At 63.9% G+C, this 26093-nt stretch carries 24 protein-coding genes and 1 tRNA gene; 10 read left to right on the plus strand and 15 right to left on the minus strand.

From position 1 onward, the window contains the following. Positions 1-107 precede the first annotated feature (107 nt). The gene (locus tag NW848_RS02640; protein ID WP_414510425.1) at positions 108-1082 is read left to right on the plus strand and encodes an FAD:protein FMN transferase; all 975 of its coding nucleotides are present in this window, start codon (positions 108-110) and stop codon (positions 1080-1082) included. Here the strand turns inward: NW848_RS02640 and kdsB are convergent. The 4 genes from kdsB to NW848_RS02660 all read right to left on the minus strand — a co-directional run bounded on the left by kdsB (position 995) and on the right by NW848_RS02660 (position 4957). Beyond that, on the minus strand, positions 995-1726 hold the full coding sequence (gene kdsB, locus NW848_RS02645) for a 3-deoxy-manno-octulosonate cytidylyltransferase (protein WP_414510426.1): 732 nt from the start codon (positions 1724-1726) through the stop codon (positions 995-997). The genes NW848_RS02640 and kdsB overlap by 88 nt on opposite strands. After that, positions 1723-2943 (minus strand): DUF1015 domain-containing protein, encoded by a 1221-nt coding sequence (locus NW848_RS02650; RefSeq protein ID WP_414510427.1) that lies wholly within the window; start codon positions 2941-2943, stop codon positions 1723-1725. The genes kdsB and NW848_RS02650 overlap by 4 nt, the downstream gene beginning before the upstream one ends. A gap of 62 nt (positions 2944-3005) precedes the next feature. Beyond that, the gene (locus tag NW848_RS02655; protein WP_414510428.1) at positions 3006-3242 is read right to left on the minus strand and encodes a DUF3006 domain-containing protein; all 237 of its coding nucleotides are present in this window, start codon (positions 3240-3242) and stop codon (positions 3006-3008) included. Beyond that, a complete protein-coding gene (locus tag NW848_RS02660; RefSeq protein ID WP_414510429.1) occupies positions 3239-4957 on the minus strand; it encodes a helix-hairpin-helix domain-containing protein in 1719 nt (572 codons plus the stop codon). Before NW848_RS02660 ends, NW848_RS02655 begins: the two co-directional genes overlap by 4 nt. Before the next feature lie 175 nt (positions 4958-5132). Between NW848_RS02660 and NW848_RS02665 the strand changes: the two genes are divergently transcribed. From NW848_RS02665 to NW848_RS02680, 4 genes are all read left to right on the plus strand, one after another. Then, positions 5133-5966 (plus strand): type II secretion system protein, encoded by an 834-nt coding sequence (locus NW848_RS02665; protein ID WP_414510430.1) that lies wholly within the window; start codon positions 5133-5135, stop codon positions 5964-5966. Positions 5967-5976: 10 nt separating this feature from the next. Continuing rightward, entirely contained in the window at positions 5977-6153 is a 177-nt protein-coding gene (locus tag NW848_RS02670; protein WP_414510431.1) for a hypothetical protein, read from the plus strand. Positions 6154-6166: 13 nt separating this feature from the next. Continuing rightward, complete coding sequence (locus NW848_RS02675) at positions 6167-7120, plus strand: prepilin-type N-terminal cleavage/methylation domain-containing protein (protein WP_414510432.1); 954 nt, start codon at positions 6167-6169, stop codon at positions 7118-7120. A gap of 69 nt (positions 7121-7189) precedes the next feature. Then, positions 7190-7894 carry a helix-hairpin-helix domain-containing protein gene (locus NW848_RS02680; RefSeq protein WP_414510433.1) on the plus strand — a complete coding sequence of 235 codons (705 nt, stop codon included), beginning with the start codon at positions 7190-7192 and terminating at the stop codon, positions 7892-7894. A gap of 4 nt (positions 7895-7898) precedes the next feature. Here the strand turns inward: NW848_RS02680 and NW848_RS02685 are convergent, their stop codons facing one another. The 6 genes from NW848_RS02685 to bcp form a co-directional block, all read right to left on the minus strand. Then, positions 7899-9065 (minus strand): MBL fold metallo-hydrolase, encoded by a 1167-nt coding sequence (locus NW848_RS02685; protein WP_414510434.1) that lies wholly within the window; start codon positions 9063-9065, stop codon positions 7899-7901. A 189-nt stretch (positions 9066-9254) separates the two neighbouring features. After that, positions 9255-9986, minus strand: coding sequence for a YqjF family protein (locus NW848_RS02690; RefSeq protein ID WP_414510435.1), 732 nt, complete (start codon positions 9984-9986; stop codon positions 9255-9257). Then, positions 9983-10363, minus strand: coding sequence for a thiol-disulfide oxidoreductase DCC family protein (locus NW848_RS02695; protein ID WP_414510448.1), 381 nt, complete (start codon positions 10361-10363; stop codon positions 9983-9985). The genes NW848_RS02690 and NW848_RS02695 overlap by 4 nt, the downstream gene beginning before the upstream one ends. 70 nt (positions 10364-10433) lie before the next feature. Then, positions 10434-11057, minus strand: coding sequence for a PEP-CTERM sorting domain-containing protein (locus tag NW848_RS02700; RefSeq protein WP_414510436.1), 624 nt, complete (start codon positions 11055-11057; stop codon positions 10434-10436). Between the two features lie 329 nt (positions 11058-11386). Next, positions 11387-12103 (minus strand): ABC transporter ATP-binding protein, encoded by a 717-nt coding sequence (locus tag NW848_RS02705; RefSeq protein ID WP_414510437.1) that lies wholly within the window; start codon positions 12101-12103, stop codon positions 11387-11389. Then, positions 12081-12569 (minus strand): thioredoxin-dependent thiol peroxidase, encoded by a 489-nt coding sequence (gene bcp / locus NW848_RS02710; RefSeq protein ID WP_414510449.1) that lies wholly within the window; start codon positions 12567-12569, stop codon positions 12081-12083. Before bcp ends, NW848_RS02705 begins: the two co-directional genes overlap by 23 nt. Positions 12570-12643: 74 nt before the next feature. On the opposite strand from bcp, the gene NW848_RS02715 reads away from it, so the two are divergent. The 5 genes from NW848_RS02715 (at position 12644) to mgtE (ending at position 18883) form a co-directional block, all read left to right on the plus strand. Then, positions 12644-13336, plus strand: a complete 693-nt coding sequence (locus NW848_RS02715; protein ID WP_414510438.1) for a hypothetical protein — start codon at positions 12644-12646, stop codon at positions 13334-13336. A 48-nt stretch (positions 13337-13384) separates the two neighbouring features. After that, complete coding sequence (locus NW848_RS02720; RefSeq protein ID WP_414510439.1) at positions 13385-14302, plus strand: Uma2 family endonuclease; 918 nt, start codon at positions 13385-13387, stop codon at positions 14300-14302. Positions 14303-14329: 27 nt separating this feature from the next. Continuing rightward, positions 14330-15607, plus strand: coding sequence for a serine--tRNA ligase (gene serS / locus NW848_RS02725; RefSeq protein ID WP_414510440.1), 1278 nt, complete (start codon positions 14330-14332; stop codon positions 15605-15607). A gap of 4 nt (positions 15608-15611) precedes the next feature. Further along, positions 15612-17186 (plus strand): ArnT family glycosyltransferase, encoded by a 1575-nt coding sequence (locus tag NW848_RS02730; RefSeq protein ID WP_414510441.1) that lies wholly within the window; start codon positions 15612-15614, stop codon positions 17184-17186. Between the two features lie 335 nt (positions 17187-17521). Continuing rightward, positions 17522-18883, plus strand: coding sequence for a magnesium transporter (gene mgtE, locus NW848_RS02735; protein WP_414510442.1), 1362 nt, complete (start codon positions 17522-17524; stop codon positions 18881-18883). 69 nt (positions 18884-18952) lie between these two features. Here the strand turns inward: mgtE and NW848_RS02740 are convergent, their stop codons facing one another. From NW848_RS02740 to NW848_RS02760, 5 genes are all read right to left on the minus strand, one after another. After that, on the minus strand, positions 18953-20083 hold the full coding sequence (locus tag NW848_RS02740) for a TolC family protein (RefSeq protein ID WP_414510443.1): 1131 nt from the start codon (positions 20081-20083) through the stop codon (positions 18953-18955). Between the two features lie 400 nt (positions 20084-20483). Further along, positions 20484-23948: a transcription-repair coupling factor gene (mfd, locus tag NW848_RS02745; protein WP_414510444.1), complete on the minus strand. Its 3465-nt coding sequence runs from the start codon at positions 23946-23948 to the stop codon at positions 20484-20486. 39 nt (positions 23949-23987) lie between these two features. After that, positions 23988-24064 (minus strand) — tRNA-Met (locus NW848_RS02750). Between the two features lie 107 nt (positions 24065-24171). Next, the gene (locus NW848_RS02755) at positions 24172-25074 is read right to left on the minus strand and encodes a carbon-nitrogen hydrolase family protein (protein ID WP_414510445.1); all 903 of its coding nucleotides are present in this window, start codon (positions 25072-25074) and stop codon (positions 24172-24174) included. 36 nt (positions 25075-25110) lie between these two features. After that, positions 25111-26093, minus strand: a 983-nt coding sequence (locus NW848_RS02760; RefSeq protein WP_414510446.1) for a VWA-like domain-containing protein, incomplete at its 5' end; no start/stop codon positions are given.

The raw sequence follows: 26093 nt of genomic DNA on the forward strand, positions 1-26093 counted from the left end.
ACCGCTTCCGCACTCCACAGTTTGGAGTGCTGATAGGATACCTTTGGTAGCCGTTCCGTGTTTGGGGCGGGACTCCGAGACCAAGACACAAGGTACAATCCCGTGCGATGCACTGTTTCGCATGGCGTGCGATGGGCACGGAGTTCACGCTTTACTTGCCCGACGGCGAGCGGGACTGGGCGGCGGGCGTTGCAGGCGAGCTGCAGGAGGAGACGCGCCGCCTGGAGCGCCAGCTCAGCCTCTACCTACCCGATAGCGACCTGTGCTACCTGAACGCGCACGCTCACCAGCAGCCCATCTGCGTCGAGCCCGAACTGTTCCGATTGCTACAGACTTGCCAGTCGCTTTACGCGCTCACGCAGGGCGCGTTCGACCCGACCGTGACGCCGCTGCTGCGCCTATGGGGCTTCGTAGACAAACAGTACCGCGCACCTGACCCCGACGCGATTGAGCAGACGCTGGAGCGCGTGGGCATGGAACTGGTGCTGCTGGAGCCAAACGGCTGCTGGGTCTACTACGCGCTGCCAGGTGTGGAGCTAAGCTTTGGCGCGATTGGCAAGGGGTGGGCAATCGCGCAGTGCGTGCGAATTTTGCGCGAACTGGGGATTAGGAGCGCGCTGGTAGACGCAGGCGGCAGCACGCTCTACGCGCTGGGCACGCCGAATGACAACACCCCCTCCTTAAGGTTCCCCCTGCAAGCAGGGGGAACCGAGCCTCAGCGGTTCCCCTCGCGAAGCGGGGGGAACCTGAAGGAGGGGGGCAACAATTCACAAGCGCACGCAGGCTGGCTGATACGCCTCCCCAACGGGAGCGAGACCTTGCTCTGCGACGCCGCGCTCGCCGTCGCTGGCGACACAGAGCAGCATTTCGAAATAGACGGCATGCGCTACGGGCACATTCTCGACCCGCGCACGGGCTACCCTGCGCCGCCGCGTCCGCCCGTGGCGGTCATCGGCGACGACCCGACGCTGTGCGACGCGCTCAGCACCGCGCTCTACATCGAACCCGCGCTGGAGAGTATCATCCGCACGCGCTGCAGGTCGGTCTCCGTGTCGACCGCAATCGAGGGTTCGGGGAAGTAGACCATCCGTATCTTGTAGCCGTGTTCCAGCACGCGCAGCTGCTCCAGCATCTCGGTGCGCTCCAGCGGCGTTGGCTCCCACTGGGCGTACTGGAGCAGCAGCGCCCTGCGAAACACATACAGCCCAATATGGCGCAGCACGGGCACTTCGGTCGTCTCGCGCGGATACGGGATTCGCGAGCGGGAGAAGTAGAGCGCGTCGCCGTTTTGGTCGACGACCACCTTCACCACGCTGGGCGCCTCGTAGTCTTCGGGCTGGGCGTGGCAGTAGAGACTGCTCATCATAACGCTGGGGTCGTCCAGCAAGGGCTGCACGGCGCGGTCGATCGCGTCGGGATTGAGCAGCGGCTCGTCGCCTTGAATGTTCACATAAATTTCGCCGTCGGTGCGGCGGGCAACCTCTGCCATGCGGTCGGTGCCTGAGCGGTGCGCGTGGCTGGTGAGCATCGCCTGCGCGCCGAACGCTTGCGCCGCCTCCATGATTTCGGGGTCGGGAGTCGCGATATATAGTTCGTGCAGCGTGCGCGCTTGGCGGGCGCGTTCCCACACCCACTGAATCATCGGTTTGCCTGCAATGTCCAGCAGGGGCTTGTTGGGCAGCCGCACTGCAGCAAGCCGTGCGGGGATGACGCCGATGACTTTCATGCGCCCACCTGCCAGAGAATCAGCCCCGACAGCACCTTCGGGTGGAAGTAGGTGGACTTGTGGGGCATCTTGCCGCCTGCGCTGGCGATTTGCTGCAGGGCGCGCAGCGGGGGCGGGTTGAGCAGGAACGCCGCATGCGCTGTGCCCGTGCGCACGGCATTCAGCGCGTCCTCCGCCGAGCGCGTGTAGCTTTTCTGCGGCTCCTGATAGCCCAGCGCGGGCATCACGCGCTCGTGCAGCACCCAAGAATCGAGCCGCGTCAGCGCGTCGGGCAAGCCCTGCACAGGCGGATACGCCTTCGGGCGAATGAGCCACGCACCCTCACGCCATATAAAGCCAATCGCCTCGCCGCCCAACTGCGCCATCTGCTCCAGCACCGCCTCGTGCGCGACGGGAATGCACTCGAACTCCGCTTGCAGGCGCGCCTGCCATTCGTCGGGCGTTCCAGGCGGCAGCGCGGCAAGCACGCGGTGCGTCGGTAAGATTACCAAGCCAGGGTCGTCCAGCGGCACGAGCAGAATCGGCACGAACCGTTCGGGCGAGCCATCCGCACCGTAGGTCTGCCCGTAGCGCAGCGCGGTCTCGTAGCGGTGGTGCCCGTCGGCAATCCACACGCGCGCGTTCGCGAAGGCGCGCTCAAAGCGCGAAACCTCCACAGGGTTCGTGATTCGCTCCAGTTTGTGAAACACGCCTTCGGGCAGGTCGTCACCCTCTATCTGCGCCAGCGGCTCCCACATGAGGTCGGCAATCGCCTCTTGGAATGCAGGCGTGTCTTCGAACAGCCCGAAGATGGTCTCCAGATGGGTGCGCGTCGCTTGCAAGAGGCGGTAGCGGTCTTCCTTCACGCCTGGGAAGGTCTGCTCGTGGGGCAGCACGACGCCGTTCTCGTAGGGTTCCGTGTGCAGCAGCACGAAGTAGCCTGTGCGGGTGCGTGTGCTGCCCGACAGCGGGTCAAAGAATCGCTGCACATAGCGGTAAATCGCGGGGTCGTGGTCTTGGCGCAGCACGCCTTCGGAGAGCCAGTGCTGCAGCAGGCGCGCCGCGCGTGCATAGCGGTCGTCGTCGCCCGCTGGCAGGGTCAGATGCACGATATTGTACGGGTTCCGCGCCGCCAGTTCCTGACGCATGGAGTCATCGATCACATCATACGGCGGCGCAACTACTTCGGGGATAAGCCGCGCAAAACGAGTCGCTCGAAACGCTCTTACGGTAGCCATATGGTTCTGCTCCCTCGCAACAGAGAAGTACCCTCCACTTTAGGCACTGAATTATACCCAATTCACTCCTCTTGCAATTCGCGCAGGAGGCTCTCAATTTCACTGCCCACTTCGGCTTGCGTTTCTGGGTCGGGCGTGAATTCGACGCGCAGCCAACTGCCCTCGCGCGTGTCGGGCGGGAGCCACGCCAGCGGGCAGAGCCAGTGCAGGTAGTCACCCTCGCCAAGTGCAACCAGCAGCACTGCGAACGGCTCGCCGCGCGTGTCGGTCTCGATACGATCCACAAAGACGCGAATCATTTGTTATGCCTCCTGTCGTTGAGCCACAGCAGCAGCGCATCAAGTGGGCGCGTGTTGAGGACGCGCTCTGGGGTCGCCCATGCGCGTTGCGCCAATCCGACCGCCAGTTCCATCGCCTGCAGGTCGCGCGCGGCATGCGCGTCCGTGCCCAGACAGACCCACGCGCCGCTTTGCAGCAGCAGTCGGGCGACGGGCGTCGGCGGATCCATGCGCGTTGGGTAGCCGTTGATTTCGACGGCTTTGCCCAGCACGCGGGCGCGCTCGAACACCTGCTCCCAGTCGGCGTCGTTGGGCGGGCGTTTGCCGTAGCGTCTGCCCGTCGGATGCGCCAGCGCGTCGACGGCGGGATGCTCCAGCGTGCGGATGAGGCGCGCGGTCATCTGCGCGCGCGGCTGCCCGTGCGCCTCGTGAATGCCTGCCAGCACAAATTCCGCCGTGCGGAGCATCCACTCGGGTGCGTTCAGGCTCCCATCGGGCAGGATGTTCACCTCGACCGCATTCAATAGATATGGGCGTCCGCCCGTGCGCTGGTTAAGTTGCTCGATCTCGCGCCGTCGCTGCTCAAACGCGTCGCGGTCGGCGAACTGGTGCGCGTGGTCGGTAATCGCAAGGTACTCATAGCCCCGCGCGCCTGCCGCCTGCGCCATCGTTTCGAGCGTGTCCAGCCCGTCCGACCAGTGCGAGTGGCTCTGCAGGTCGCCGCGAATGTCGCCAAGTGCGACGAGGTGAGGTAGTCGCCCCTGTTCGACAGCCTCGATTTCGCCTGTGTCTTCGCGCAGCGGTGGGGGGATCCACGGCAGCCCCAGCGCGGCGTAGACGGCTTCTTCGGTGTCGTCGGCAAGGCACTCGGTGCCGCGCCACACGCCGTACTCGTTCAGTTTCAGCCCGCGCTCAATCGCCCGCTGGCGTAGGCGAATTGAGTGGGCGCGCGAGCCTGTGAGATACAGCATCCCCGCGCCCCAGCGTTCGGGCGGCACGACCTTCAAGTCTACCTGCAGCCCGTCCTTCAGGAACACCTGCGCACGCGAGACGCCTTGCGCGTACACTTCGGTGACGGCAGGCAGGCGCACGAACGCCTCCACCACCGTTTGGGGCGCGTCGGAGGCGACCAGGTAGTCCAAGTCGCCGACATCTTCCTGCATGCGGCGCACGGATCCGCACAGCATCGCCTGCTTCGCGCCGTCCAACGCCTCAATCGCCTGCAGCAAGTCGCGTCCGCGCGGGAGGGCAAGCCCCAGTGGCGTGCGCCGCTGCGACTTATGCTTGAGTTCCACCAGTCGCAACAGCCGCTCGCGCTTGCGCGGGCTGAAGTGTGGCAGGCGGTCTACAGCACCGCTAACGAGCGCGTCGCGCAGGCTTGCCAAGTCATGCACGCCGAGTTGCTGGTACAGTAAGCGCGCCGTCTTCGCGCCGATGCCAGGCACCCCCATCACCTCCAGCACGCCTGCGGGAACCTTCTGGAGCAACTCCTCGCGCTTGGGAATCGCGCCTGTCTGCAGGTAGGCAAGTATCTTCTCGGCGATGGCTTCGCCAATGCCTGGCAACGCGGCGAGCGCGTCTATCCCTCCCTCCGCCAGCGTCTCGATGGGCGTCTGAAGCGACTCCAGCAGTTGCGCCGCCTGCCGATAAGCGCGCGACTTGAACGGGCTGTCCCCCACAAAATCGGTCAGGTCGGCGAGTTCCAAAAACTGCTGGGCAATCGCCTCGTTGGACATGGCGGGATTATACCTGTATCGATTCGGGCAAAGCTCCCCCGAATTTGCCCCCTAATTGAGCCGTTCACTGGCAGGAATCTGGCAAAAATCGGTGTATAATAGAAAACACTCATCGACCGCGCGCAGGCAGTTCATCGGTTTGTCATCCCTGCGCAGGTCAAAGGAGGCACAATCCATGCGTTATGGCAGAGGATTTACGCTGATTGAGTTGCTGGTAGTCATCGCGATTATCGCCATCTTAGCGGCGATACTGTTCCCGGTGTTTGCGCAGGCGCGCGAGTCGGCGCGTCAGACGACCTGTGCTTCCAACATGAACCAACTGGCGAAAGCCATCTCGATGTACGCAGCGGATCACGAGCAGACGCTGCCGATGAACCGCGTGGTGCTTGGACCTGGCGGAACGGGGCTGCCCGATGCGCTCCGTCGCACTTGGGCGATGCTTGTAGACCCCTATGTGAAAAACAAGGACATCTACTTCTGCCCGAATGCGGAGCGACCGCCTGAAGGCTTCAATCTGAACGAGTGGGCGTGGCGCGGCTGGCTCTCGGTTGGATACAACACGCATATTGCGGGCTGGTTCTGGATTGGCGGCGATTTGCCCAGCGGCGAGCATACGATTATGGTGCCCAACTTCGCGATGATTCGTGAGGCGGCGCAGTTCGTGCTGCTGGCGGACACCGCGAACGGTCGCTCCCCGCAGCAAGGCGGCAACTGCTTCGGCTTCTCGGCGGACAACAACTCCTACGGCGGCTGCGAGGGCACGGGGCAGTTCCGTCAGGTGATTCAGGGGCTGGCGCGCAGCGGCACGGCGGGCTTCGCGCCGATTATAGCGCGCCACCGCGGCGGGCTGAACCTGACCTTCGCCGACCTGCACACCAAATGGTTCCGACTGGAAGCCGTCATCCCGAACCGCAGCCTGTTCCCACCGGGCGGTTGCTCCAACAACGAAGAGCTGCGCGACTTCAACGCTGCTAACACGCGCTGGCTCATCTGGAACCGCTGCTTGTGAGGAGGCGCACATGCAGACCTTCCGAGACAAACCCGCTCTGGCAATCGGGCTGCTGGTGGTGGCGCTGGTGGTGGTGTTCTTGAGCTGGTTCCTGTTTCTGCGGACGCCTGAGCCAAGCGTGGAGCCAGTAACGCCTCCACCACCTACCCAGCCGAACCCGAACGAAGGGCGAGAACAACTACTCTAACAAAGGGGGTTTTATGATGAAACACTCTCGTGGATTCACACTGATTGAGCTATTGGTCGTAATCGCGATTATCGCCATCTTAGCGGCGATTCTGTTCCCGGTGTTCGCGCGGGCGCGCGCGTCGGCTGTGCGCACCCAGTGCCTGAATAATATCAAGCAGATTGCGCTGGGCGCGCTGATGTACGTGCAGGACTACGACGAGCGGATGCCGATGGGCGTGAATGTCAGCGGCGGTCCCGCGGAGCCACTCGATGCCAACAGACCGCCTACGATGCGCAACGCATGGGTGCGCACCACCGCGTGCTGGATTGACCCGCGCGGGGTGAGCTGCTCCAACACCGGCAACAACATTGCGGGCTTGCGCTATCTGCCGATTGGGCAGACTTTCGGCAACGCGCCGCCGCGCCCCGCAGGACTACCCAACGACAAGCCCTACCCGTTCTACATCCACCGCTTGGTCGATCCCTATATCAAGGCAGGTGTCGCCCAAGAGCGTCAGGAAATCATGCAGTCGCGCACGGTGAAGGGTATCTGGTACTGCCCTGCGGACTCAACGACGGTGGTTGGCTACGGCGGCGAGAACTCGCTGTTCGAACTGACAGGACTGCGCCACTACCAGGTCTTCGGGCACGACTACATGTACAACACTTGGCTTATCTACAACTACTCGGATGTGCTGCGCGGCGGCACATCTGCCCAGTGGACGCTGAACCCCAAGACGCTGGCAGCCGTGGCGCGCCCTGCGGACATCATTATCTTCTTCGACGCGTTTGCCATGTGGCACGGAACCTCCAAGGGACCCAACGGCGGACCCATCCCCGAAAACTGGAATGTGGCGTTCGTCGATGGGCACGCGAAGAACATCCCACATGCCGTGTTCATGGATCAGCATCCTTCAGTCCCATCTGCGGGCGGGCGCACCATCCGCCTGAACCAAAACCCAGAAGCGGAGAACCCCAACTCTTAATTCCGCTCCGAGCAATCTGATAGGAGCGCCTCCCGACGCGGCGAAATTGCCCGCGCGGGAGGCGCGTCTATGTATAGCCTCTGGGAGAAACTGGAAAAGCGGGAGAAGGCGTTGCTTGTGGGCATCTACGCGGCGTCGCTCGCGCTGGTGTGGACGCTGGGCTACGGCTGGGGACGCAGCAGCAGCGCGAGCAACCCGATGCACACGGCAGGCGTCAGCACGCAAGGCAGCGTAGAGGTGATTGACCTTAACCAACCGCCCAAGCCCGAAGCCGCGCCAACCGAGCCAACTGCGCCGACGGAGCCGACGCCCAGTGCAGAAGTAGTCGTGCATGTGTCGGGCGCGGTGAAGCGAGCGGGGGTCTATCGCCTTGCGCCCGATAGCCGCGTCGCCGACGCCATCGAACAGGCAGGCGGCGCAACCGAACACGCCGACCTCGACGCGCTCAACCTCGCGGAACCCCTCCAAGATGGGCAGAAAATCCATGTGCCGCGCAAGGGGGAAGCGAGCGCGCCTACAACCGCGAGCGTCTCGCCGCCCCGAACGCCCCGCCGCGCGCCCCAAGCCGCCGCTGTGCAGTTCCCCATCAACCTCAACACCGCCACTGCCGAGCAACTGGAAGCCATCCCAGGCATCGGTCCCGTGTTGGCGCAGCGGATTATCGAGTACCGCCAGACGCACGGCAGGTTCCAGTCGGTGGATGAGTTGCTGGAGGTGCGCGGGATTGGTCCCAAGCGGCTGGAGAGCATGCGCCCGTATGTGACGGTGCGGTAGCGAGCTACTCGCCTTGAACGCAGGTGTGCGGGCGGTAGCCTGCCTGCTCTGCCCCCTGCGCCGAGCGGAAGCGCACTTGGTTCTGCGGCTTGGGCAGCCCGCGACAGTCAGGACGATGATACACCTTGCTGTTGCGGTTACCAATAACCGCGCCGACGGCGAGGGCAGGCGTTGCTTGCGCGGCGACTTGCGTCGGCGCGGTGCGCGTGGTCGCAATCTGAAGTTTTTTGTCCGCGCCCAGACGCATGATAACATCGCCGTGCAGGTCAGTGCGATAGACGCGCACGCCCCGAAGTAGGGCGAGCGTCTCGCGGTGTGGATGCCCGTAGCGATTCCCCGCGCCAACAGGAATCAGGGCTACCGTCGGGTTCACGCGGCTCAGAAACGCGCGATCCGTGCCGTTTTCCGCGCCGTGGTGCGCCACTTTCAGCACATCGGCGCGCAGGTTTGCCCGTGCGCTGTAGAGCCACGCGCGCCCCTCGCGCTCCAAGTCGCCTGTGAACAGGAAACTGCCCCCAGGCGCGTCGATACGCAGCACAATACTGTTATTGTTCGGGTCGGAGCGTGTGCCTGTAAGCAGTGGGTCGCTCGGCGCAAGCACGCTGACGCGCACATTCGGCGCAGGCTCCAGAGTCAGCCCGCGCCGCACGACGCGGAACTTCGGGCGCTTGCCGTCGGGCGACTTCGCGCCGCGCGCCGCCAGCAGGAAGTCGCGGTATACAGGCGATTCAAACGGCATGCCGATGTCCCACACTTCCACAACGGGGAAGGTTTTCAGCACTTGGATAAGACCGCCGATATGGTCGCTATGCGGGTGCGTTGCCACGAGCCAGTCGATTTGTCGCACGCCCAGCCGACGCAGTTTGCCCACCAGCGCGACGCCTTCGCTGGTCTCGCCGCCGTCGATGAGCATCGTCTTGCCGTTGGGGAAGGTAATCAGCGCGCTGTCGCCCTGCCCGACATCGAGGAAGGCGACCTGCAGCGTGTCTTGTGGGGCAGGCTCCAATCCACTGGTGGGCGCGGGCGCAGCAGGTGCAGGAGCAGTCGCCGAACGCTTCGGTGGCGCACTGCACGCGACGAACGCCAGCAGCAGAATTGTCAGCAGGCTTATACCAACCGCGCGGGCAAAGTTCGCAAATTGCCCCCCTCCTTCAGGTTCCCCCCGCTTCACGAGGGGAACCGAGCAAGGGCGCAGGTTTCCCTGCTTCGCGAGGGGAACCAAGCGAGGCGCGCCTGTTCGGTTCCCCCTGCGTGCAGGGGGAACCTTAGGGAGGGGGTCGTCAATCCGCTTCATTTTTGTAAAGCGTGCCGCGTCGGTCAGTATTGTGCGTAAGTGCATCACCCAATTAAACCCCATCGGCTACCCCGCGCGCCCCGTCGCGTTGGCGATATGCAGCGGCTGCAAGGCGGACGCCAGCACGCCGAAGCCAGGCGCGTAAAACACCGAGTCGGGAGCGCCCGACACCGAAATGCCCGCCGCATCGGTCAGGTTTTGCTCCAGTTCCAGCAGTGTCGCGGGCTGAATTGCGTAGGGCAGGTGCGCCACCTCGCCGCGATAGAGTTCCCCGCGATAGGCAGTGAACAGCGTGTACCGCTCCACCAGGAAATGCTCCAGCGTGTTCGGCTCGGTCTCGCGCGGCTCGCCGCTAAATCGGTAACGCACGCGGGCGTATGGTCGGGGACGCTTCTTGCGAGTCGTGGTGTAGACAATCTCGCTGGGCGCGAGCATCTCCCACCACATACGGGCATAGTAATACGGCAACTTCCAGAAGCGTCGCGCGACCCACACGCCCAGCCGATGCGCCGCGTCAAGGCTGAAAAACCACACCCCGCGCTGCTCGCCATAGCGCACATAGGTACGCACATTCGCTTCGGGGAAGTCGAACAGTTTCGGAATCGGCGGCAGCCACACGGGGCGCACGCTCTCCATCACGAAGGGCACGAAGCCGACCCACGCCGCGCCGTCATAAGTGTCCACCTGCAGCGGCTCTGGGATCAGCGGGCGCAGGCTCACTAGGGGCACGCGCCAATGCACGAACAGCAGGTGCTTCCAGCGCATGCTCAGCGCGGGACGCCACTCGCGCTCGCTCATCGGGGGCATTCCGTCTCGCTCAAGCGTAGCCATCGGCTCAGTTTGCCCCGCAGTCGGGCAATAGTCCAGTATACCCCTTCGACTATCCAAATCATCGGGGGTAGGCTGAGGGGGCGAGTGAGCCAACCGTAGCCGAGTTGCTCGCCGATGAACAGCACGGCGCGCCCGTTGCGCAACACGCGCCCGTCGGCGGTGATCACATGTACGCCGCGCTGCAGGGCGTTCGGCGAGACGCGCTGCAACAGTTCGGGCGGCGCGCTCTGAAACGGCGCGATGCGGAACCGACCGTGCGTGTCGCGCCGACGCAACTGTGCAACCGACCACGCGCAGAAATCGCACGCGCCGTCCCACAGCACCCAGTGTACGGAAGAGTCCATCACCTATGAATACGCAAAAAGGGCTGGCGGGGTTGCCAGCCCTCGCGTTGACCCTTATAATGAGCGCGACTTAGCGCACACGACGACGGCGCAGCCCGACCAGACCCGCCAGCCCCGCGCCCAGCGCAATCAGGCTCGCAGGCTCAGGCACCCAGTCCTGCTCCACCAGTAGGAGCGAGGCGGTATCTGTGCCCGGCGCACTGCCCGTAATGTACAGAACGAAGTTCTCGTAGACCGTCACATTGTTGGCAGGCTCAGACAAGCTTACGGAGAACACAAAGGAGCCTGAGCTGCTTATCGTTCCCGCATCATCGTACAGGATTGCGTTGTCCGAGTTGCGCACGACCTTCTTCTGCCAGATAATCTGCGCGTTGCCCTGAATGAACGCCGCGATGACGAAGTTGAAGCCTGTTAGATTGCCGTCACCAGGGCTTGGGGCAATCGAGTAGGTCGCGCTGAAGGTACCGTTGGTGAAGCTGGTACCGTCGCCGACCAGAATCGGGTTCGGTACGCCCGCAGCCGTCAGGAAAGTGACCTGAGGTAGCGGGTTATTCAGTACCACCACAGGCACATTCGTCGTCACCGCGCCAGGGTTCAGGACCCCTGAGCTGTTGATGATTGTAACCGTCCAAGCGTGCGCTCCCGCAACCAGCGCCGCGCTCATCGCTACTGCATACAGTGTTCGTCGCATCATAATCCTCCTTTGCAAGTGTTCGGCTCTCACGCACAAATGCCTCTGGGCGAAGAGGCATCAGCAGCGAGCCTACTCCAGCAACAGCAACTTTCGTGCCAAACGCTGTGAAATTGCAGGCGGTTGGAGGCAATTCGAGCGAATTGTGGAACAATCAGCGTGGGGAGGCGACACGATGCTCTTTTTCATGGGTATGGCAGTTGTATGTGCGTGGCTTGGGGCGCAACTACGCGACCGTTGGCTTTGGGTGAACGCGGTGTTGTTTGTGGGTCTGGCAGGCACGCCCTACTTGGCAGGCGTCGCGCTTTGGGGCTGGTGGCTCGCGGTCGGGCTTACGGCGTTCTGGGCGGCGCGGCGCGTTCCGAAGCCTTGCCCTGCGCTGCCTCTACCGACTCGATGCGCCCATTACGCAATCTGTAGACCGTATCACAGTAGCGCAGCATCAGAGGATCGTGCGTGACCAGCACGACTGCGCCGCCCCCGCGATGCTGCTCCAGCAAGTCCAGCACATGCAGTCCTGTGGCTTGATCCAGCGCGGCGGTTGGCTCGTCGGCGAAGATGACCTCTGGCTCCATCAGCAGCGCGCGCGCCACACACGCCCGCTGACGCTCGCCGCCCGACAGCGCAGGCGGGTAGCGGTGCGCCTTGTCCGCCAGCCCTAACTGCTCCAGCAGTCCCAGCGCACGCTCGCGATACGCGCGCACATCGGGCGCGCCGACCACCACATTCTCCAGCACGGTCAGGTAGCCCAACAGGTACGGCTGCTGGAACACGAAGCCGAACCGCTCGCGGCGCATCGCGCTGCGCTCCGCGTCGGACGCCTCCGTGTAGCATCGCCCGCGATAGCGCACCGCGCCGTGCGTGGGCAACTTCAGCCCGCTCAGCAAATACAGCAGCGAACTCTTGCCCGACCCCGACGGTCCGACAATCCCCACGAACTCGCTGGGGCGCACCTGCAGGCTCACCGCGTCGACGGCGCGTACCTCGCGCTCGCCATCGCGGTAAATTAGCGACGCGCCCTGCGCCTCAATCAGCACCGCTGGATTCATGCTGTTTCGCCTGTCGAATGGCGGTCAACACCTCATCGCCGTGCGCAGCTGGCTTGACCTTCGTGAACACATGCGACACTGTCCCGTCGGGCGCAATCAGGTAGGTGATGCGCTCCACGCCCCAGAACTCCTTGCCGTACATGTGCTTTTTGCGCCACGCACCGTATGCCTCGCTCACCGCATGATCCGTGTCCGCCAGCAACGGGAACGGCAATTCATATTTATCGGTGAATTTGCGATGGCTCTGCACATCGTCCGCGCTGACGCCCAGCACCACCGCGCCCTCCTGTTGCAGGTCGGGATGCACATCGCGAAATGAACACGCCTCCTGCGTACAGCCAGGCGTCATATCTTTCGGATAAAAATACAGCACTACCCAACGCCCCCGAAAGTCGCTTAGGCGAACGATGTTGCCCTGCTGGTCGGCAAGGCTAAAGTCGGGGGCAGTTGAACCGCGCGTTAGGATAGCCATAGCATGCCAATTATACCGTCGATGGGGTATAATCGCCCCGCGCGACTGCGCAACAGGAGGCTAAACCGATGAGACGAGTGTTTCGAGCAACGCTGCTAACCGCGTGCGCGCTGATGGGTCTGAGCGCGGCTCTTTCGCAAGAGTACACCCTCAAGTTGAATGTCAAAGAGGGCGATACCTTCAAGTACCGCATGACGATGGATATCGACTTCGGCGGGCAATCCGTGCTGGTAACCACCACCGTCACGAATAAGGTGCTGAAAGTGGAGGAGAATGGGAATATCCAGATGGAGTCGGCATCGAGCGAGTTAATCGTCAAGTTCGGCGACCAAGAGATGCCCCAGCCTGCGTCCCCAGCGACCAAGATAACCTTCAAGCCTAACGGCGAGGTTGTCAAAATGGAAAGTGCGCAAGGTCCGCTGCCATCCAACATGGGGAGCGCCGTCTTCCCCGACAAACCTGTAAAGGCTGGCGATAAGTGGAGCCACACAGTCAAGGGACAGAACGGCGCGCCAGATATCGAGACGACCTATGAGCTGATCGGAGCGGAGAAGGTCGCCGACTCCGAGGCGCTGAAGATGAAAGTCTCTGCACGCGCGGCCAACGCCAAAGAAGGCGAGGGATTCTCCAGTTCTGGGCATATCTGGATTGACCCCAAAACAGGCATGCTGATTAAGTCCGAGATGCAGCTGAAGGGATGGCAGGTCGAAGGCGCGCCGATGCCCATCGACGGCACCATGAAGATGGAGCTGGTGAAGTAATCCTCTGTCGTTCGGCAATCCACGCGCGGCAAGGGGCAGGTTTGCCTCTTGCCGCAAGTTTACGCCCTGAAAAACGGGTATAATCCCTACGCGATGGCGACGCAGACAGCAACCGCCCAACCCAAACGCAAGAAACGCACCCAACGGCAGGACACACCCCAACCCTGCCCAGACCCCATCGCCGCGTCGCTGCAGCAACTCCAATCTCTCAAACTCCCCACAGGAGACGGAGACCGAATGGAATCGGATTGGCATGTCGTCAGCATCTCGCTCCTCGACGAACTCGTCCGCAACTACCTCGGCGCACCCACACACTACTTCTGCGGCGGCAATATGTTCCTCTACTACAGCATCGAACAAGCCAAAGAGATTGAAGAATATGTGGAAGCCGAGAGTGTCAAACGCAAGCCGCGTTTCAAGGGTCCTGACTTTTTCCTTGTGAAGGAGGTGGACGGAACCAAACCGCGCGACAGTTGGGTGGTGTGGGAGGAGGACGGTCGGTATCCCGACTTGGTGGTGGAGTTTATCTCCACTTCCACGCGCAAGAAGGATGTAGACAGGAATGTGAAGTTTTACGCGAAAGTGTTTCGTGTGCCCGAGTATTTTTGGTTTGACCGTCGTTTTGGGGAGTTGGTGGGGTATCGGTTAGTTCGGGGTGGATATGAGCGGATAGAGCCGAACGAGCGGGGTTGGTTGTGGAGTGAGGTGTTGGGTGCGTATTTGGGTGTGTGGGTAGGGGAGTATCGTGGTCGTGTATGGTCGTGGTTGCGGTTGTGGGATAGGGATGGGCAGTTGGTGTTGACGCGGGAGGAGCGGGAGGCGCGTGCAGAGGCGCGCGCGGCGGAAGCAGAAGCCCAAGCGCAGCAGGAACGCGCCGAGCGCGAACGGCTGCAAGCCGAGTTGGCGCAACTGATGGAACGCCTACGGCAGCAGGGCGTCGTCATCGACGAGGAGTCACAGCCCTAACGCAGGCGTTTCGGTACAATTAGCGGCATGCTGGACTACCGACTCCTGCGCAGCGAGCCTGACACAGTACGCGACGCGCTGCACAAACGCGGCTACGCGACCGACATCCTCGACGAGTGGTTAGCAATTGACCAGCGCTGGCGCGAGGCGACTACGCAAGTAGAGACGCTCACCGCCGAGCAGAACCGCGTCTCTAAAGAGATACCCCTGCGCAAAAAAGCGGGCGAGGATATTGCGCCGCTGCTGGAACAACTGCGCGCCCTCAAAGCGCAGATCGAGGCTCTCGAAGATGAGCGGCGCGCGCTGGAAGCCGAACGCGAGGCGAAACTGCTGCTGTTGCCCAACATCCCCCACGCCACGACGCCTGTCGGCAAAGACGCCAGCGAGAATGTGGAGGTACGGCGCGGCGGGCAGCCCCACCCGATGGCGTTCGAGCCGAAACCCCACTGGGAGCTGGCGGAGTCGCTACGACTGATTGACTTCGAGCGCGGCGCGAAGGTCGGCGGCAGCGGGTTCCACTTCTACACGGGGCTGGGCGCACGGCTGGAGCGCGCCCTTATCAACTTCATGCTGGATTTGCACACGCGCGAGCATGGCTACACGGAGGTCTTCCCACCGTTTCTGGTGCGCCCTGAAGTGATGGTCGGCACGGGGCAGCTGCCCAAGTTCGAGGAGGAGATGTACCGCTGTGCCGACGACCCGCTGTACCTGATTCCGACCGCCGAAGTGCCCGTGACGAACCTATACCGCGAGGAGATTCTATCGGCGGAGCAGCTGCCGATTTACTTGGCGGCGTACTCGCCTTGCTTTCGGCGCGAGGCGGGCGCGGCGGGCAAAGCCACACGCGGGCTACTGCGTCTACACCAGTTCAACAAGGTGGAGTTGGTCAAGTTCACGACGCCCGAAACCTCCTACGAGGAACACGAGAAACTGCTGCGCGACGCGGAGACGGTGCTACAGCGGTTGGAGCTGCCCTATCGCATCGTGGCGCTTTGCACGGGCGATTTGGGCTTCGCCGCCGCCAAGTGCTACGACCTCGAAGTGTGGGCGCCAGGCGTGCAGATGTGGCTGGAAGTCTCCTCGTGCAGCAACTTCGAGGCGTTCCAAGCGCGGCGGGCGAATATACGATTTCGCCGTGAGCCAACCGCCAAGCCTGAGTTCGTGCATACGCTGAACGCTTCGGGCGTGGCGACCCCGCGCCTGATGGCGGCGATTCTGGAGAACTACCAGCAGGCGGACGGCAGCGTGGCAATCCCCGAAGCGTTGCGCCCCTACATGGACGGCGTCTGCGTCCTTACCCCATAAGCCGATGCGTTGGCTGCTGTGGCTGTGCATAGTGGCGGCGCTGATAGACCTGCGCGCGTTCGGCTTGACCGACCTCGACGAGGGCTTCTACGCTTCCGTCGCGTGGGAGATGCGCCAATCGGGCGACTGGCGCACGCCGAGCTTTCTGGGCGAGCCGTGGTTCGAGAAGCCCCCGTTGCTCTACTGGCTGATGCTGGGCAGCATGCGACTGTTCGGCGAGAACGAGTTCGCGTTGCGGTTGCCGTCCGCCCTGATGTACGCGCTGACCATTCTGCTGCTGGCGTGGTGGGGCAATCGTCGGTTGGGGGCGGGCGCGGGCAGTTGGGCAGCACTGCTGTTCGCGCTTGCACCGCTAAGCCTCATCTTGGCGCGGCTGGCGATTACCGACATGGTGCTCGCGTTTTTCCTGACGCTGGCGGTGATTGCGCTCTGGGAGGCGCGCGGGCTGGGCTGGAGCCTGATTGGGGGCGTCGCGCTGGGGCTGGCGTTCCTCACAAAGGGTCCGTTCGGGCTGGGGCTGGTCGGGCTACTGTACCTGTGGAACGCGCGGACGCTGTGTGCGCAGGGCGTGCGCTTCCGCTGGGTGCTGCTTGCGCTTGTCGTCGCGCTGCTGACCGCGCTGCCGTGGTATGTGGGGGTCTACCTGCAGCATGGCGGGGCGTTTTTCAACGAGTTCGTGGTGAAGCAGAACCTGCTGCGTTTCGCGGGGGGCGACACGGCGCACTCGGTGCTGCCGCTGATTCAGCGCGGGGATGTGGGCGGCATAATCGCGGGTGTTGCAGTGTATCTGCTGTTTTATGTTGTGGTGTTGTGGTTGGGTGGGCTGTCGATGGTCGGCTGGACAAGCGTGCTGTGGGCGCGCGAGGACGACCCGCTACGGCTCTACTTGCGTCGCTGGGCGTGGCTGGTGTTCGGGCTGTTCACGCTCAGTTTCACGAAGTTGCCTGCGTATATCTTCCCGATGTTCCCTGCGTTGGCGTTGTTGGTGGGCGCGCGTGTGGCGCAGGCGCGGCTTGTATCGGCGGGCGATTCGGCGCAGCGCGGGCAGTTAATGCGCCGTGCAGGGACACTCGTCGTGCTGCTGGGCGCGGCGGTGTGGGCGAGCATTGCGCTGTATCGCCCGCTCTGGGAGGGCGCGCCGTGGGCGGTTGCGCTTGCGCTGGGCATGCCACTGGCAATGCTCGCGCTGTACCGTCCAGCCGCGCCGTCCTGGATGCGGACAGCGGGCGCACTTGCGCTGCTGATTGGCTGGAACGGCGCGCTGGCGGGCTATGACCGCCTCGCGTTGCGTCCCGTGCGCGACCTCGCGCTCAAACCGCCGCCCTATCGCACGCTGATTCTCTGCCGCGTACATCCTGGCTACCCCAGCCTGCAGTTCTATCGGCGGGGCGCGTACCTGCCCGTCGGCGACCCCGCAACGGCGCAGGCGCAGATGATTCAAACGGGCGCATACTGCCTGACAACCGACCCCGACTTCGGCAGCGACGCGGCAATTCGAATCGGACAAGCGGAGGTGTTCGGGCGAACCTTTTACCTTTTCGCGCCGAAATACATACAGAGCCAACCAAAGCCGCCCTAAGCCTACTGTGGACTTCAAAAGCCGCTGCTGACCGTTTCAAGCGTTCGGAAGCGCAATTTGCCCCCAAATTGCTCCAAAAGTCCTCTTTTCGCGCCCAAACACTTGACACCGCGCGCGGGGATGTGCTATAATTCTTTGGTTCGCACGCTTGGAGCGCGACGACGCCCGCCACAGTGTCAGGGGAACCCTCTCACAGCGAACCATCAGCCGATCGTTGCAGAAACGCCGTACACGCGGCGATTGCGTCGCGTCTGCACGGCAGCAAAAACGCGATTTCGCGCGTCTTCGCGTGAATTGCGCCATAATCAAACAAAAAACTAAGGAGGTGAACCGAAATGCTGATTCAAACGGTCAAGAATCTGCTTTCGGAGCAGAATCTGGATGGTCTCAAGGCGTTGCTGCGCGAAGCGAAGGTAGACGCGGTTGTGCAGTGTCTGCGTGAGTTGTCGCCGCAGGAGCAGGCGCTGCTGTTCCGACTACTGGACAAGGAGCGCGCCCTGCAGGTATTCGAATCGCTGGCGCGCAGCGAGCAGAGCGACTTGGTGCGCGCGATGGACGACCCCGACCTGATTCGGCTGGTGGAGAGCATGGAGCCTGACGAGCGGGTGGCGTTGTTCGAGGAGTTGCCTGCGAAGGTCGCCAAGCGCGTGCTGCTGGAGGTCAGTCCCGAGGTGCGCCAGTCGATGAGCCTGCTACTGGGCTACCCCGAAGGTTCGGCGGGGCGCGTGATGAACCCGAACTACTTGGCGTTGCCTGCCGACACGCCCGCGCACGAGGCGTTGCAACGGCTGCGCGAGTCGCCGCTCGATCCAGAGTATCTGCAGATGGTGCTGGTGTTGGGCGAGGGGCGTCAGTATCTGGGCTATGTGGCGGCGACGCAGTTGCTCAAGGCGCCGCCAAGCGCGCCGCTTCGGATGCTGGTTAGCGACGCGCCCGTCGCCGTCTCCGCCTACGACAGCCAAGATAAGGTCGCCGAGATGTTCCTGCGTCGGCAGTACCCGCTGATTGCCGTCGTGGACAAGGAGGGGCGACTGGTCGGCGCGATTGACGCCGAGCGCGGGCTGGAACTGGTCGAGGAGAGCGAGGCGCAGCGACTGACCGTGTTCGGCGGCACGGTCGCGGTCAGCGGTCCCGATGTGGACATCGTGCAGTCGCCGCTGCTGCGCATCTTCAAGGCGCGTATCTTCTGGCTAATCGTGCTGACCTTTTTCGGGATCATCACCTCCACCTTCGTGGCGCAGCAGGAGGAGCTGCTCTCCAGCGCGATTGTGCTGGCGGCGTTCATCGCGCCGATTATCGACATGGGCGGCAACACGGGCAGTCAGTCGGCGACGCTGGTGATTCGCGCGATGGCGCTGGGACAGGTGCGCCTGCGCCTGCGCGACTTCCTGTTTATTCTCAAGCGCGATGTGCCCGTCGCGCTGGCGATGGGCGTCGCCATCGGCGTGCTGGAGGCGATTCTGGCGTACTTCTCCAAAGGGATTGGCGGCGATGTGCTGTTGGTCGTCGGCTTAGCGATGCTCACGGTGACGATTGTGGGCAGCCTGATTGGCGTGGGGCTGCCGTTCGCGGCGCGGCGGTTGGGCTTTGATCCCGCCACGCTCAGCGGTCCCGTGATTACTTCGGTGATGGATCTGGCGGGCGTGATGATTTACTTCGGCTACGCCTACTGGTTCCTCAGCGACCTGATTAAGTAGCAGAATAACAAGAGCAGGCGTTATGATGTGTACGCCTGCTCTTATGGTTCAAGGGGACGACTCACGGGGTCAGGGTCGGATCGCATGCAGTCTCACCCCCTTCAGGAACGCTTCGTCGATGGATTTCCACGCAACCCATGCGCGTAGGGCGCGATGCTCCGCGTCGATGAGTTCCATGCGGGCGCGCCACAGCTCGGTCGCGTGTTCCAGCAAGGTGCTGGCGTCGTTGGCGACGGTTTGCACACTGGCGGCATTGAGCCTTTCGACGCGCTGCTGCGCTTGCGTCAGCTGCGCGCGCGCCGTGCGGTAGGCGTCCTCCGCCGCGCGCTGTTCCGCCTGCGCCTGTAGGCGCGCTGCCTCGATGCGCAGTTCCTGCGCCTGTATCAGCAGTTGCTGAGCGCGGATCTCGGCGCGGCGCGCGCCGTAGTCAATCAGCGGGAACTCCAGCACCAGCGCGTAGGCAGGGCGCGTCGCGTTGCCCGCAAACTTCTCCACGCGCGCCTGAAACACGACATCGGGCAGCAGCTGCGCCCGCATCAGGCGCAGCTCCGCCTGCAGCAGGGCTAACTGGGCGGCGTCCGCGTCTACAGCGTCGTCCGCAGCGGGCGTGTCGGGCACTGCCTGCACAGGCAGCAGTCTAAGCGGCGCGTCCAGCGGTCGCTGCAGCAGCGCGTTCAGCCGATAGAGCGCGCGGCGGTGCGCTTCGCCAAACTCCACTGCCCGCGCCAGTGCAGTCTCGCGCGGCGCGTGAACGGCGACCTGCGGCTGCAGCGCGTCGAGCGTCTGCACATAGTGCGCGACCGCCTCCAAGCGACGCTGGTAGGCGTAGGCGTCTACGAACGCTTCGGCAGTCTGGGTCAGCAACTCGTTGAGCGCGCTTTGCGTCTCTGCACGGTGGAGCTGGTAGCGCGCGTGGCTAAGCGCGGCGCGGGCGCGCTGACCGCCGTTCAGCTCCAGCGGTTGCTGCACAATCAACTCTTCCCCAGAGCCGCCGTCCGAAATCATCGGCGCAAGGTAGACACTCATCGGCGCGAAGGCAGCCTCCGCGCGCCCACGCCAGCGCGTCGCCTCCAGCTCCAGCGCCACCGCGCGCGCCAGCGGATGGTTCTGGGCGACCCGCTGCAGCGCGTCCGTCAGCGTTATGGTGTCCGCATGCGCGACGGCAACGCACGCCATCGCGCCCAAGACGAAACGAATCATGGGAATCACCTCCTGTCTGGGATTATGTCGCACGGCGAGCGTGCGCGGGGATAGTGTACCCAACACAAAGCGGTAAAGTCAAGCGAAATCGCCCAAAAGACGCCGAAAACGGGCAAATTATGGGCGATTTACAGACCTGGATGGCTACGGCAGCCCCCATAGGGTGAAAAGCAACTGAAAAACCCTCCTTGCTTTGGTATGAATGAACCCCAGCTGGTGGACAATCGACGGCGGCGGGGTCACCTTCGCCACAGGCGGAACCTTCAACCTCGGCGGCACGGTCGGGCAGCCCGACACCAGCGACAATCTTGCAGGTGGGGCGTTCCGCATCTCAGGGGGATGGGCGAATGCACAGTTGGTAGAACTCTTTCAGGCGACGGTATCCCCCCTACGAAGGCGGCTAAGTCTCCACACACGCCTTGAGTTCGCCCAGCACCTGCATCAGCGTCTCCAGCGGATGTTCACCCAGCGGCGCGCTGAGTTCGTCGGGCTGCGTGCGGATGCCGCGAATCGCTTGCTGCAGTGCGAGCTGCCAGCGCGCCTTGAGCTTGCGGTCAGGCTTGAACCGCAGCACGAGCCGCTTGCCCTCGATGCCGACTGTCTGCACGCCGAGCGCGTGCGCGAGAATACGCTGCTCCATCAGCCGAATCAGGTTCTTCAGTGGGGTGGGCAGCTCGCCGTAGCGGTCGCGCAGCTCGCGCACGAGCGACTTGAGTTCCTCGCGTGTGCGGCTGCCCGCGATGCGCTTGTAATACCCCAGCCGCTGCGCCACATCCTGAATATACTCGTGCGGGATGTAGGCGTGGACGGGCAACTTGCTGGCGTCGGGCAGCTCCTCCTCGACGGGCGCGTCCAAGCTCCAGTGCGTCTCCCCCTGCCGCAGGCGGCGGATGGCGTCGCGCAGCATCGCCTGATACAGCTCCAGCCCGACGGAGCGCATCGCGCCGTGCTGCTCCTCGCCGAGCAGGTTGCCCGCGCCGCGAATCTCCAAATCACGCATCGCCAGCGCGAAGCCTGACCCTAAGTGCGAGAACTCGCGCAGCGCCTGCAGGCGATCTTCCGCCTTCTCGGTGAGCTTGCCTGCGCGGTACAGAAAGTAGGCATACGCCTGACGGTCGGAACGCCCCACGCGCCCGCGCAACTGATAGAGCTGTCCCAGCCCGAACCGCTCCGCTCCCTCCACGATTAGCGTGTTCACATTCGGCATGTCCAGCCCGTTCTCGATAATCGTCGTGCTGACCAGCACATCGTACTCGCGGTTGTAGAACGCCAGCACGGTTTCTTCCACATCGCGCGCGGGCATCTGTCCGTGCGCGACGGCGATTCGCGCGTGGGGAACCAGTCCCTGCAACCGCTCGGCAACATGGGTGATGCCCTGAATGCGCGGTACGACATAGAACACCTGCCCGTCGCGCTGCAACTCGCGCAGTATCGCCTCGCGCGTCATCCAATCTGTGTAAGGCGCGACGACGGTGCGTATCGGCAGCCTGCCTGGCGGCGGGTCGGTAATGATGCTCATGTCGCGAATCTCGGTCAGCGCCATATATAGCGTGCGCGGGATGGGCGTTGCGCTCATCGACAACACATCGACCGTGCCGCGCAACTTCTTGAACTTCTCCTTCTGCATCACGCCGAAGCGCTGCTCTTCGTCGATGATGACCAGCCCCAAGTTTTTGAATTGCACATCGTCGCTTAGCAGGCGGTGCGTGCCGATGACCATGTCCACCGCGCCCGTTTTCAGCCCGTGCAGGATGCGCTTCTGCTCGGCGGGGCTGATTAGGCGGCTCAACAGGGCGACTTGCACGCCGAACGGCTCGAACCGCTCTTTGAAGGTCTGGTAGTGCTGATACGCCAGGATGGTGGTGGGGCACATGAGCGCGACCTGCCGTCCTGCCAGAATCGCCTTGAACGCCGCGCGCAGGGCGACCTCCGTCTTGCCGAAGCCGACATCGCCAATCAGCAGCCTGTCCATCGGGTGGGGCGACTCCAAGTCTGCTTTGACCTCGCCAATCGCGCGCATCTGCCCGTCAGTCTCGATGTAGGGGAACATCGCCTCCATCTCGGCTTGCCAAGGGGCGTCTTCGCCGTAGGGGGGGCGGGTGGCTTTCTCGCGCAGGGCGTAGATGCGCACCAGCTCCTCGGCGACCTCTTTCGCTTTCTGGCGGGCGCGGGCGACCGTGCGCGCCCACATCAGGCTATTCAGCCGCTTGATTTCGGGCGGCTTGTCGTCGGGCGCAAGGTACTTCTGAATGCGGTCTAACTGGTCGACGGGCACGAAGATTCGGTCGGGGTGGGCATACTCGATCAGTAGGTACTCGCGCTTGACGCCGTCGCGCTCCAGCGTGGTCAGCCCGCGAAACACCCCGACGCCGTGATAGATATGCACCACATAGTCGCCTGGCTGCAAGTCCATAATCGAGGTGATGGGCACGCCTTCGGTGAATCGGCGCGGCGGCAGGCGCAGGCGGTGGCTCTCGAACAGCTCGCCGTCGGTCAGCAGCGCGAATTTCTCGGCGTCCCACACGAACCCGCCGCCGAGGTTGCCTTGAAACAGTTCGACGCTCCCCTCCAGCGACGCTTCCTGCAACGCCTTTCGCACCTGTGTGGGTCGGTCGGTCGCGATAACGATTTTGTAGCCTGCTTGCTGCCAGCGGTAGACGCGCTGCCACAAGTCGGCGACTGTGCCCCCAGCCGTGCGCAGCGCGCGTGTGCCCAACTCGTGCTGGCGCGTCGCAGGGAACGGCTTGCCCCACGCCAGCATCGGGTCGCCCAGGAGCAGGCAGGCGCGGTGCTGCACGACGCGCGTGAACGGCTCCATGTATTCGTCGGGCTGCAGGGGCGGGATGTCGCCGCGCTCGGCGCGCGAGCGGAGCGACTGGCTCAGTTCCTCCAGGGCGCGGTCATAGGCGGCGTTCAGCATCAGCGGCTCGTCAAGCACTAGCCAGCCGCTTGCGGGCAGGTAGTCCAATAGGCAGGCGCGCGCGGGCAGCAGCCACGGCAGGTAGAGTTCCAGCCGATCGAACGGCGCGCCTTGCATCAGCGGGCGCAAGTCGTCCTCCAAGTGCTGGCGCAGGGTCGGCTGCAGCGCGGCAGGCTGACGGGCGATTCGGGCTTCCCATTCGGCGCGAACACGCTCGGCAACATCGGGCGTGCCCATCGGCGCCTCGCGTGCAGGCGGAATGGCAGCGTGCCTGATTTGCTTAATGGAGCGCTGTGTCGCAGGCTCGAACAGGCGCAGGCTGGCAATCTCGTCGCCCCAGAACTCGATGCGCACGGGCAACTCCGCGCCCATCGGGAACACATCCACGATTCCGCCGCGCCGCGCAAAGTGCCCAGGCAGGCGCACAGGCTCTTGGTACTCGTAGCCGTCTTCAGTAAGGCGTCGTAGCAGTGCGTCTGGCTCGATGTGGGTAAGCCACTCGTGCGCGTCGGGTGGCTCGGCGTCGGGCAGGCGCAGGCGTACCAGTTCCGCTTCGAACAGCGCGGGTGGCATTGTGCGCTGCAGCGCGGCGGCAATCGGCGCAAGGATGCACACCGCCTCGCCCCGATAGAGCGCGTGCATCGCGCGCAGTCGCTCGTGGAGCGTCTCTTGCTCCACGCCTGTCGGCTCCAGCAGCGGCGTCAGGCTACTGGGCAGGCGCATCAGGCGTTCTTCGGGCAGCCCCAGACGCAGCAGCACCGCCAGCCACTGCTCCGCGCGCGCCAACGACGGCGTGAGTATCACTACAGGCTGGGATTGTTCGGCGAGCCACGACGCCAGCAGCACAGGGCGCGACTCAAGGCACGCCTCGCGCCAGACGGTGGGGTCGCCATGCGTCGGCGCGGGCGTCGCGCTGCCCACCTGAATCAGCCACTCAGGCAGCATGGGGAGAGAATTGTACCTACCTGGGGGTGTTAAAAAAAGTGGTTGCGGGGGTGGGATTTGAACCCACGACCTTCGGGTTATGAGCCCGACGAGCTACCGGACTGCTCCACCCCGCGTTGTTGACGCCATTAATATACCACACTGACAGGGGGTCTTGTCAAGGGGCTGGGGTAAATGCGCCGACACACCGTTCACAGCTACTTGAAAAAAGCAGGCGCACTGCCTACCCAGGGTAAAACAGGATTTCCTCCTGGTCTTTGCTTTTAGCACGGGCGAGGTAGCCGCTGCCGTCGGGCGTGCGACTGCGCGGTGCAACAATCGACGACTGCCCCTCTGCCCGCACATCGAAGAAGCCGCCCACGCCCATCGGGTTCACGCCAATCATATCGGGATGTTTCTGCACGCCCGCCAGCAGTCCGCTCTCCCAGCCCTGCGCCTCCTCCTTCGTCCACGGCAGCGGATTGTAGGAGGGCATCGCAATCACGCGCACGCCCCGCTTCGCGTGCTGGTCGATGAGTTCGTGGTAGAAGCCATCCAAGCAGATTAGCACGCCCAGCTTGCCCACAGGGGTGTTCACGGTGGGCAGTTCGCGCGGCGCAGGGCATAGGTTCAAGCCTGCCTCCTGCTCCAGTGGCACGAGGTTGATTTTGCGCTGCACCAGCACGCGCTCGCCCTTCGGGTTGTAGGTGTAGCTGACATTGTGGACACACTCGCCCTGCGCAATCGGCGCGCTGCCCGCCACGACCCACGCCCCGCCGACCCGCGCCGCCTCCGAGAAGACCTCGTGGTACACCCGCTCCACGAAGGGGCTAAGCGTGCGCAGCAGCGTGCGCGTCGCCCCCGCGAAGCCCCCCTCATTCGCGAAGGCGTTGATCTGATACCGCTCCATCAGGCGCAGCCCCGCTTCCACCATCGTCTTGGCGCTCTGGATGCGCTCAAAGTCCTGCGTGAAAATCAGCCCCAGCCCCACATCTTCAGGGAACACCACCAGTAGGTCGCCTTTGGGGGCGCGCTGACGCACGGCGCGCATCACCCCCAGCACGCGCTCGCGGAACGCCTCCGCGCTGCGGTAGTCCTCCAAGCGGTACTGCATCTGCACCGCCACAAGCGACGCGCTTTTTGGCATATAACGATTGTACCCGCCCTGCGCGACTGTTGGGCGTTAGCTAATCGGCACAATCACCACATCCCGTGCGCGCCACGGGGGCATCGGCGGCTTGGGCGGCTCGCCGTCGCCGTACTGCCATATCGCCCAGATGACCGCCGTGTCCTTCGGGCGCGTGGCGGGGAACGGCGTGTGCCCGTCGGTCAGCACAATCACCGCTTCAGGCTTCGGCTTCAGCGCCAGCGCGGCGTTCAGCCCCGCGACCATATCCGTGCCCCCGCCCCCGCGCAGACCCTGACGCACCTTGAGCCAGTCGGAGCCGTGAAAGACGCGAATCGCCTCATACGGCACGGCGTCGCAGGGGATAATCGTGACGGGGATGCGCAACGCCTCCAGCACGGCGCGCACTTCCGCGAGCGATTGCATAAGCTCGCGGTCGCTGATTGACCCCGAAGTGTCCACCACGCACGCCACGCGCGGCTTGTATTCGCCCTGCAGCGCGGGCAGGTAGAGCGGGTGATAGACCGCGCTGCGGCGGTGCGGGCGACGGTAGCTGTAGTCCAGTCGGTGTCCCAGCCCTTCGCTGATGACCCCGCGCAGGATGCGTTTGAGCTGCTCGCGCCAGTTCACCTTCGGCTTGAGAATCGCCTCCGCCCAGCGTAGCCAGCCCGCGGGCGCTGTGCCGCGCTCTTTTTGATGTTCCACGATGCGCCGTGCGACCTCCTCTTGCAGGGCTTGGCGGTCGAAGTCGCTGAGGGCGTTCGTGCTGGGGTCGTCGGCGTGCAGTTCCCACGGGCGCGCCTGCCCATGCACCCCGCTGCCCTCGTCCCAGTGGATTGCGCCCTCGCCCGCCGCTGATTGTGTTGCCCTCACCCCCGACCCCTCTCCCACAGGGTGGGAGAGGGGCGTAGGGGCGCACGGCGGTGCGCCCTGTGGCTCCCCCTCGCCCGCTTGCGCTTGCTGCTGCCCCCCTGCCTGCGACTGCTGCTGCCCGCCTGCCTGCGACTGCTGCTGCCCGCCTGCCTGCGACTGCTGCTGCC

The sequence above is a fragment of the Synechococcus sp. RC10A2 genome (assembly GCF_047502605.1).

Excerpts from the sequence above, each read along its gene's own strand:
- NW848_RS02640 (WP_414510425.1), top strand. The coding sequence starts at position 108 with ATGCACTGTTTCGCATGGCGTGCGATGGGCACGGAGTTCACGCTTTAC.
- kdsB (WP_414510426.1), bottom strand. The coding sequence starts at position 1,726 with ATGAAAGTCATCGGCGTCATCCCCGCACGGCTTGCTGCAGTGCGGCTG.
- NW848_RS02650 (WP_414510427.1), bottom strand. The coding sequence starts at position 2,943 with ATGGCTACCGTAAGAGCGTTTCGAGCGACTCGTTTTGCGCGGCTTATC.
- NW848_RS02655 (WP_414510428.1), bottom strand. The coding sequence starts at position 3,242 with ATGATTCGCGTCTTTGTGGATCGTATCGAGACCGACACGCGCGGCGAG.
- NW848_RS02660 (WP_414510429.1), bottom strand. The coding sequence starts at position 4,957 with ATGTCCAACGAGGCGATTGCCCAGCAGTTTTTGGAACTCGCCGACCTG.
- NW848_RS02665 (WP_414510430.1), top strand. The coding sequence starts at position 5,133 with ATGCGTTATGGCAGAGGATTTACGCTGATTGAGTTGCTGGTAGTCATC.
- NW848_RS02670 (WP_414510431.1), top strand. The coding sequence starts at position 5,977 with ATGCAGACCTTCCGAGACAAACCCGCTCTGGCAATCGGGCTGCTGGTG.
- NW848_RS02675 (WP_414510432.1), top strand. The coding sequence starts at position 6,167 with ATGATGAAACACTCTCGTGGATTCACACTGATTGAGCTATTGGTCGTA.
- NW848_RS02680 (WP_414510433.1), top strand. The coding sequence starts at position 7,190 with ATGTATAGCCTCTGGGAGAAACTGGAAAAGCGGGAGAAGGCGTTGCTT.
- NW848_RS02690 (WP_414510435.1), bottom strand. The coding sequence starts at position 9,986 with ATGAGCGAGCGCGAGTGGCGTCCCGCGCTGAGCATGCGCTGGAAGCAC.
- NW848_RS02695 (WP_414510448.1), bottom strand. The coding sequence starts at position 10,363 with ATGGACTCTTCCGTACACTGGGTGCTGTGGGACGGCGCGTGCGATTTC.
- NW848_RS02700 (WP_414510436.1), bottom strand. The coding sequence starts at position 11,057 with ATGATGCGACGAACACTGTATGCAGTAGCGATGAGCGCGGCGCTGGTT.
- NW848_RS02705 (WP_414510437.1), bottom strand. The coding sequence starts at position 12,103 with ATGAATCCAGCGGTGCTGATTGAGGCGCAGGGCGCGTCGCTAATTTAC.
- NW848_RS02715 (WP_414510438.1), top strand. The coding sequence starts at position 12,644 with ATGAGACGAGTGTTTCGAGCAACGCTGCTAACCGCGTGCGCGCTGATG.
- serS (WP_414510440.1), top strand. The coding sequence starts at position 14,330 with ATGCTGGACTACCGACTCCTGCGCAGCGAGCCTGACACAGTACGCGAC.
- NW848_RS02730 (WP_414510441.1), top strand. The coding sequence starts at position 15,612 with ATGCGTTGGCTGCTGTGGCTGTGCATAGTGGCGGCGCTGATAGACCTG.
- mgtE (WP_414510442.1), top strand. The coding sequence starts at position 17,522 with ATGCTGATTCAAACGGTCAAGAATCTGCTTTCGGAGCAGAATCTGGAT.
- NW848_RS02740 (WP_414510443.1), bottom strand. The coding sequence starts at position 20,083 with ATGATTCGTTTCGTCTTGGGCGCGATGGCGTGCGTTGCCGTCGCGCAT.
- mfd (WP_414510444.1), bottom strand. The coding sequence starts at position 23,948 with ATGCTGCCTGAGTGGCTGATTCAGGTGGGCAGCGCGACGCCCGCGCCG.
- NW848_RS02755 (WP_414510445.1), bottom strand. The coding sequence starts at position 25,074 with ATGCCAAAAAGCGCGTCGCTTGTGGCGGTGCAGATGCAGTACCGCTTG.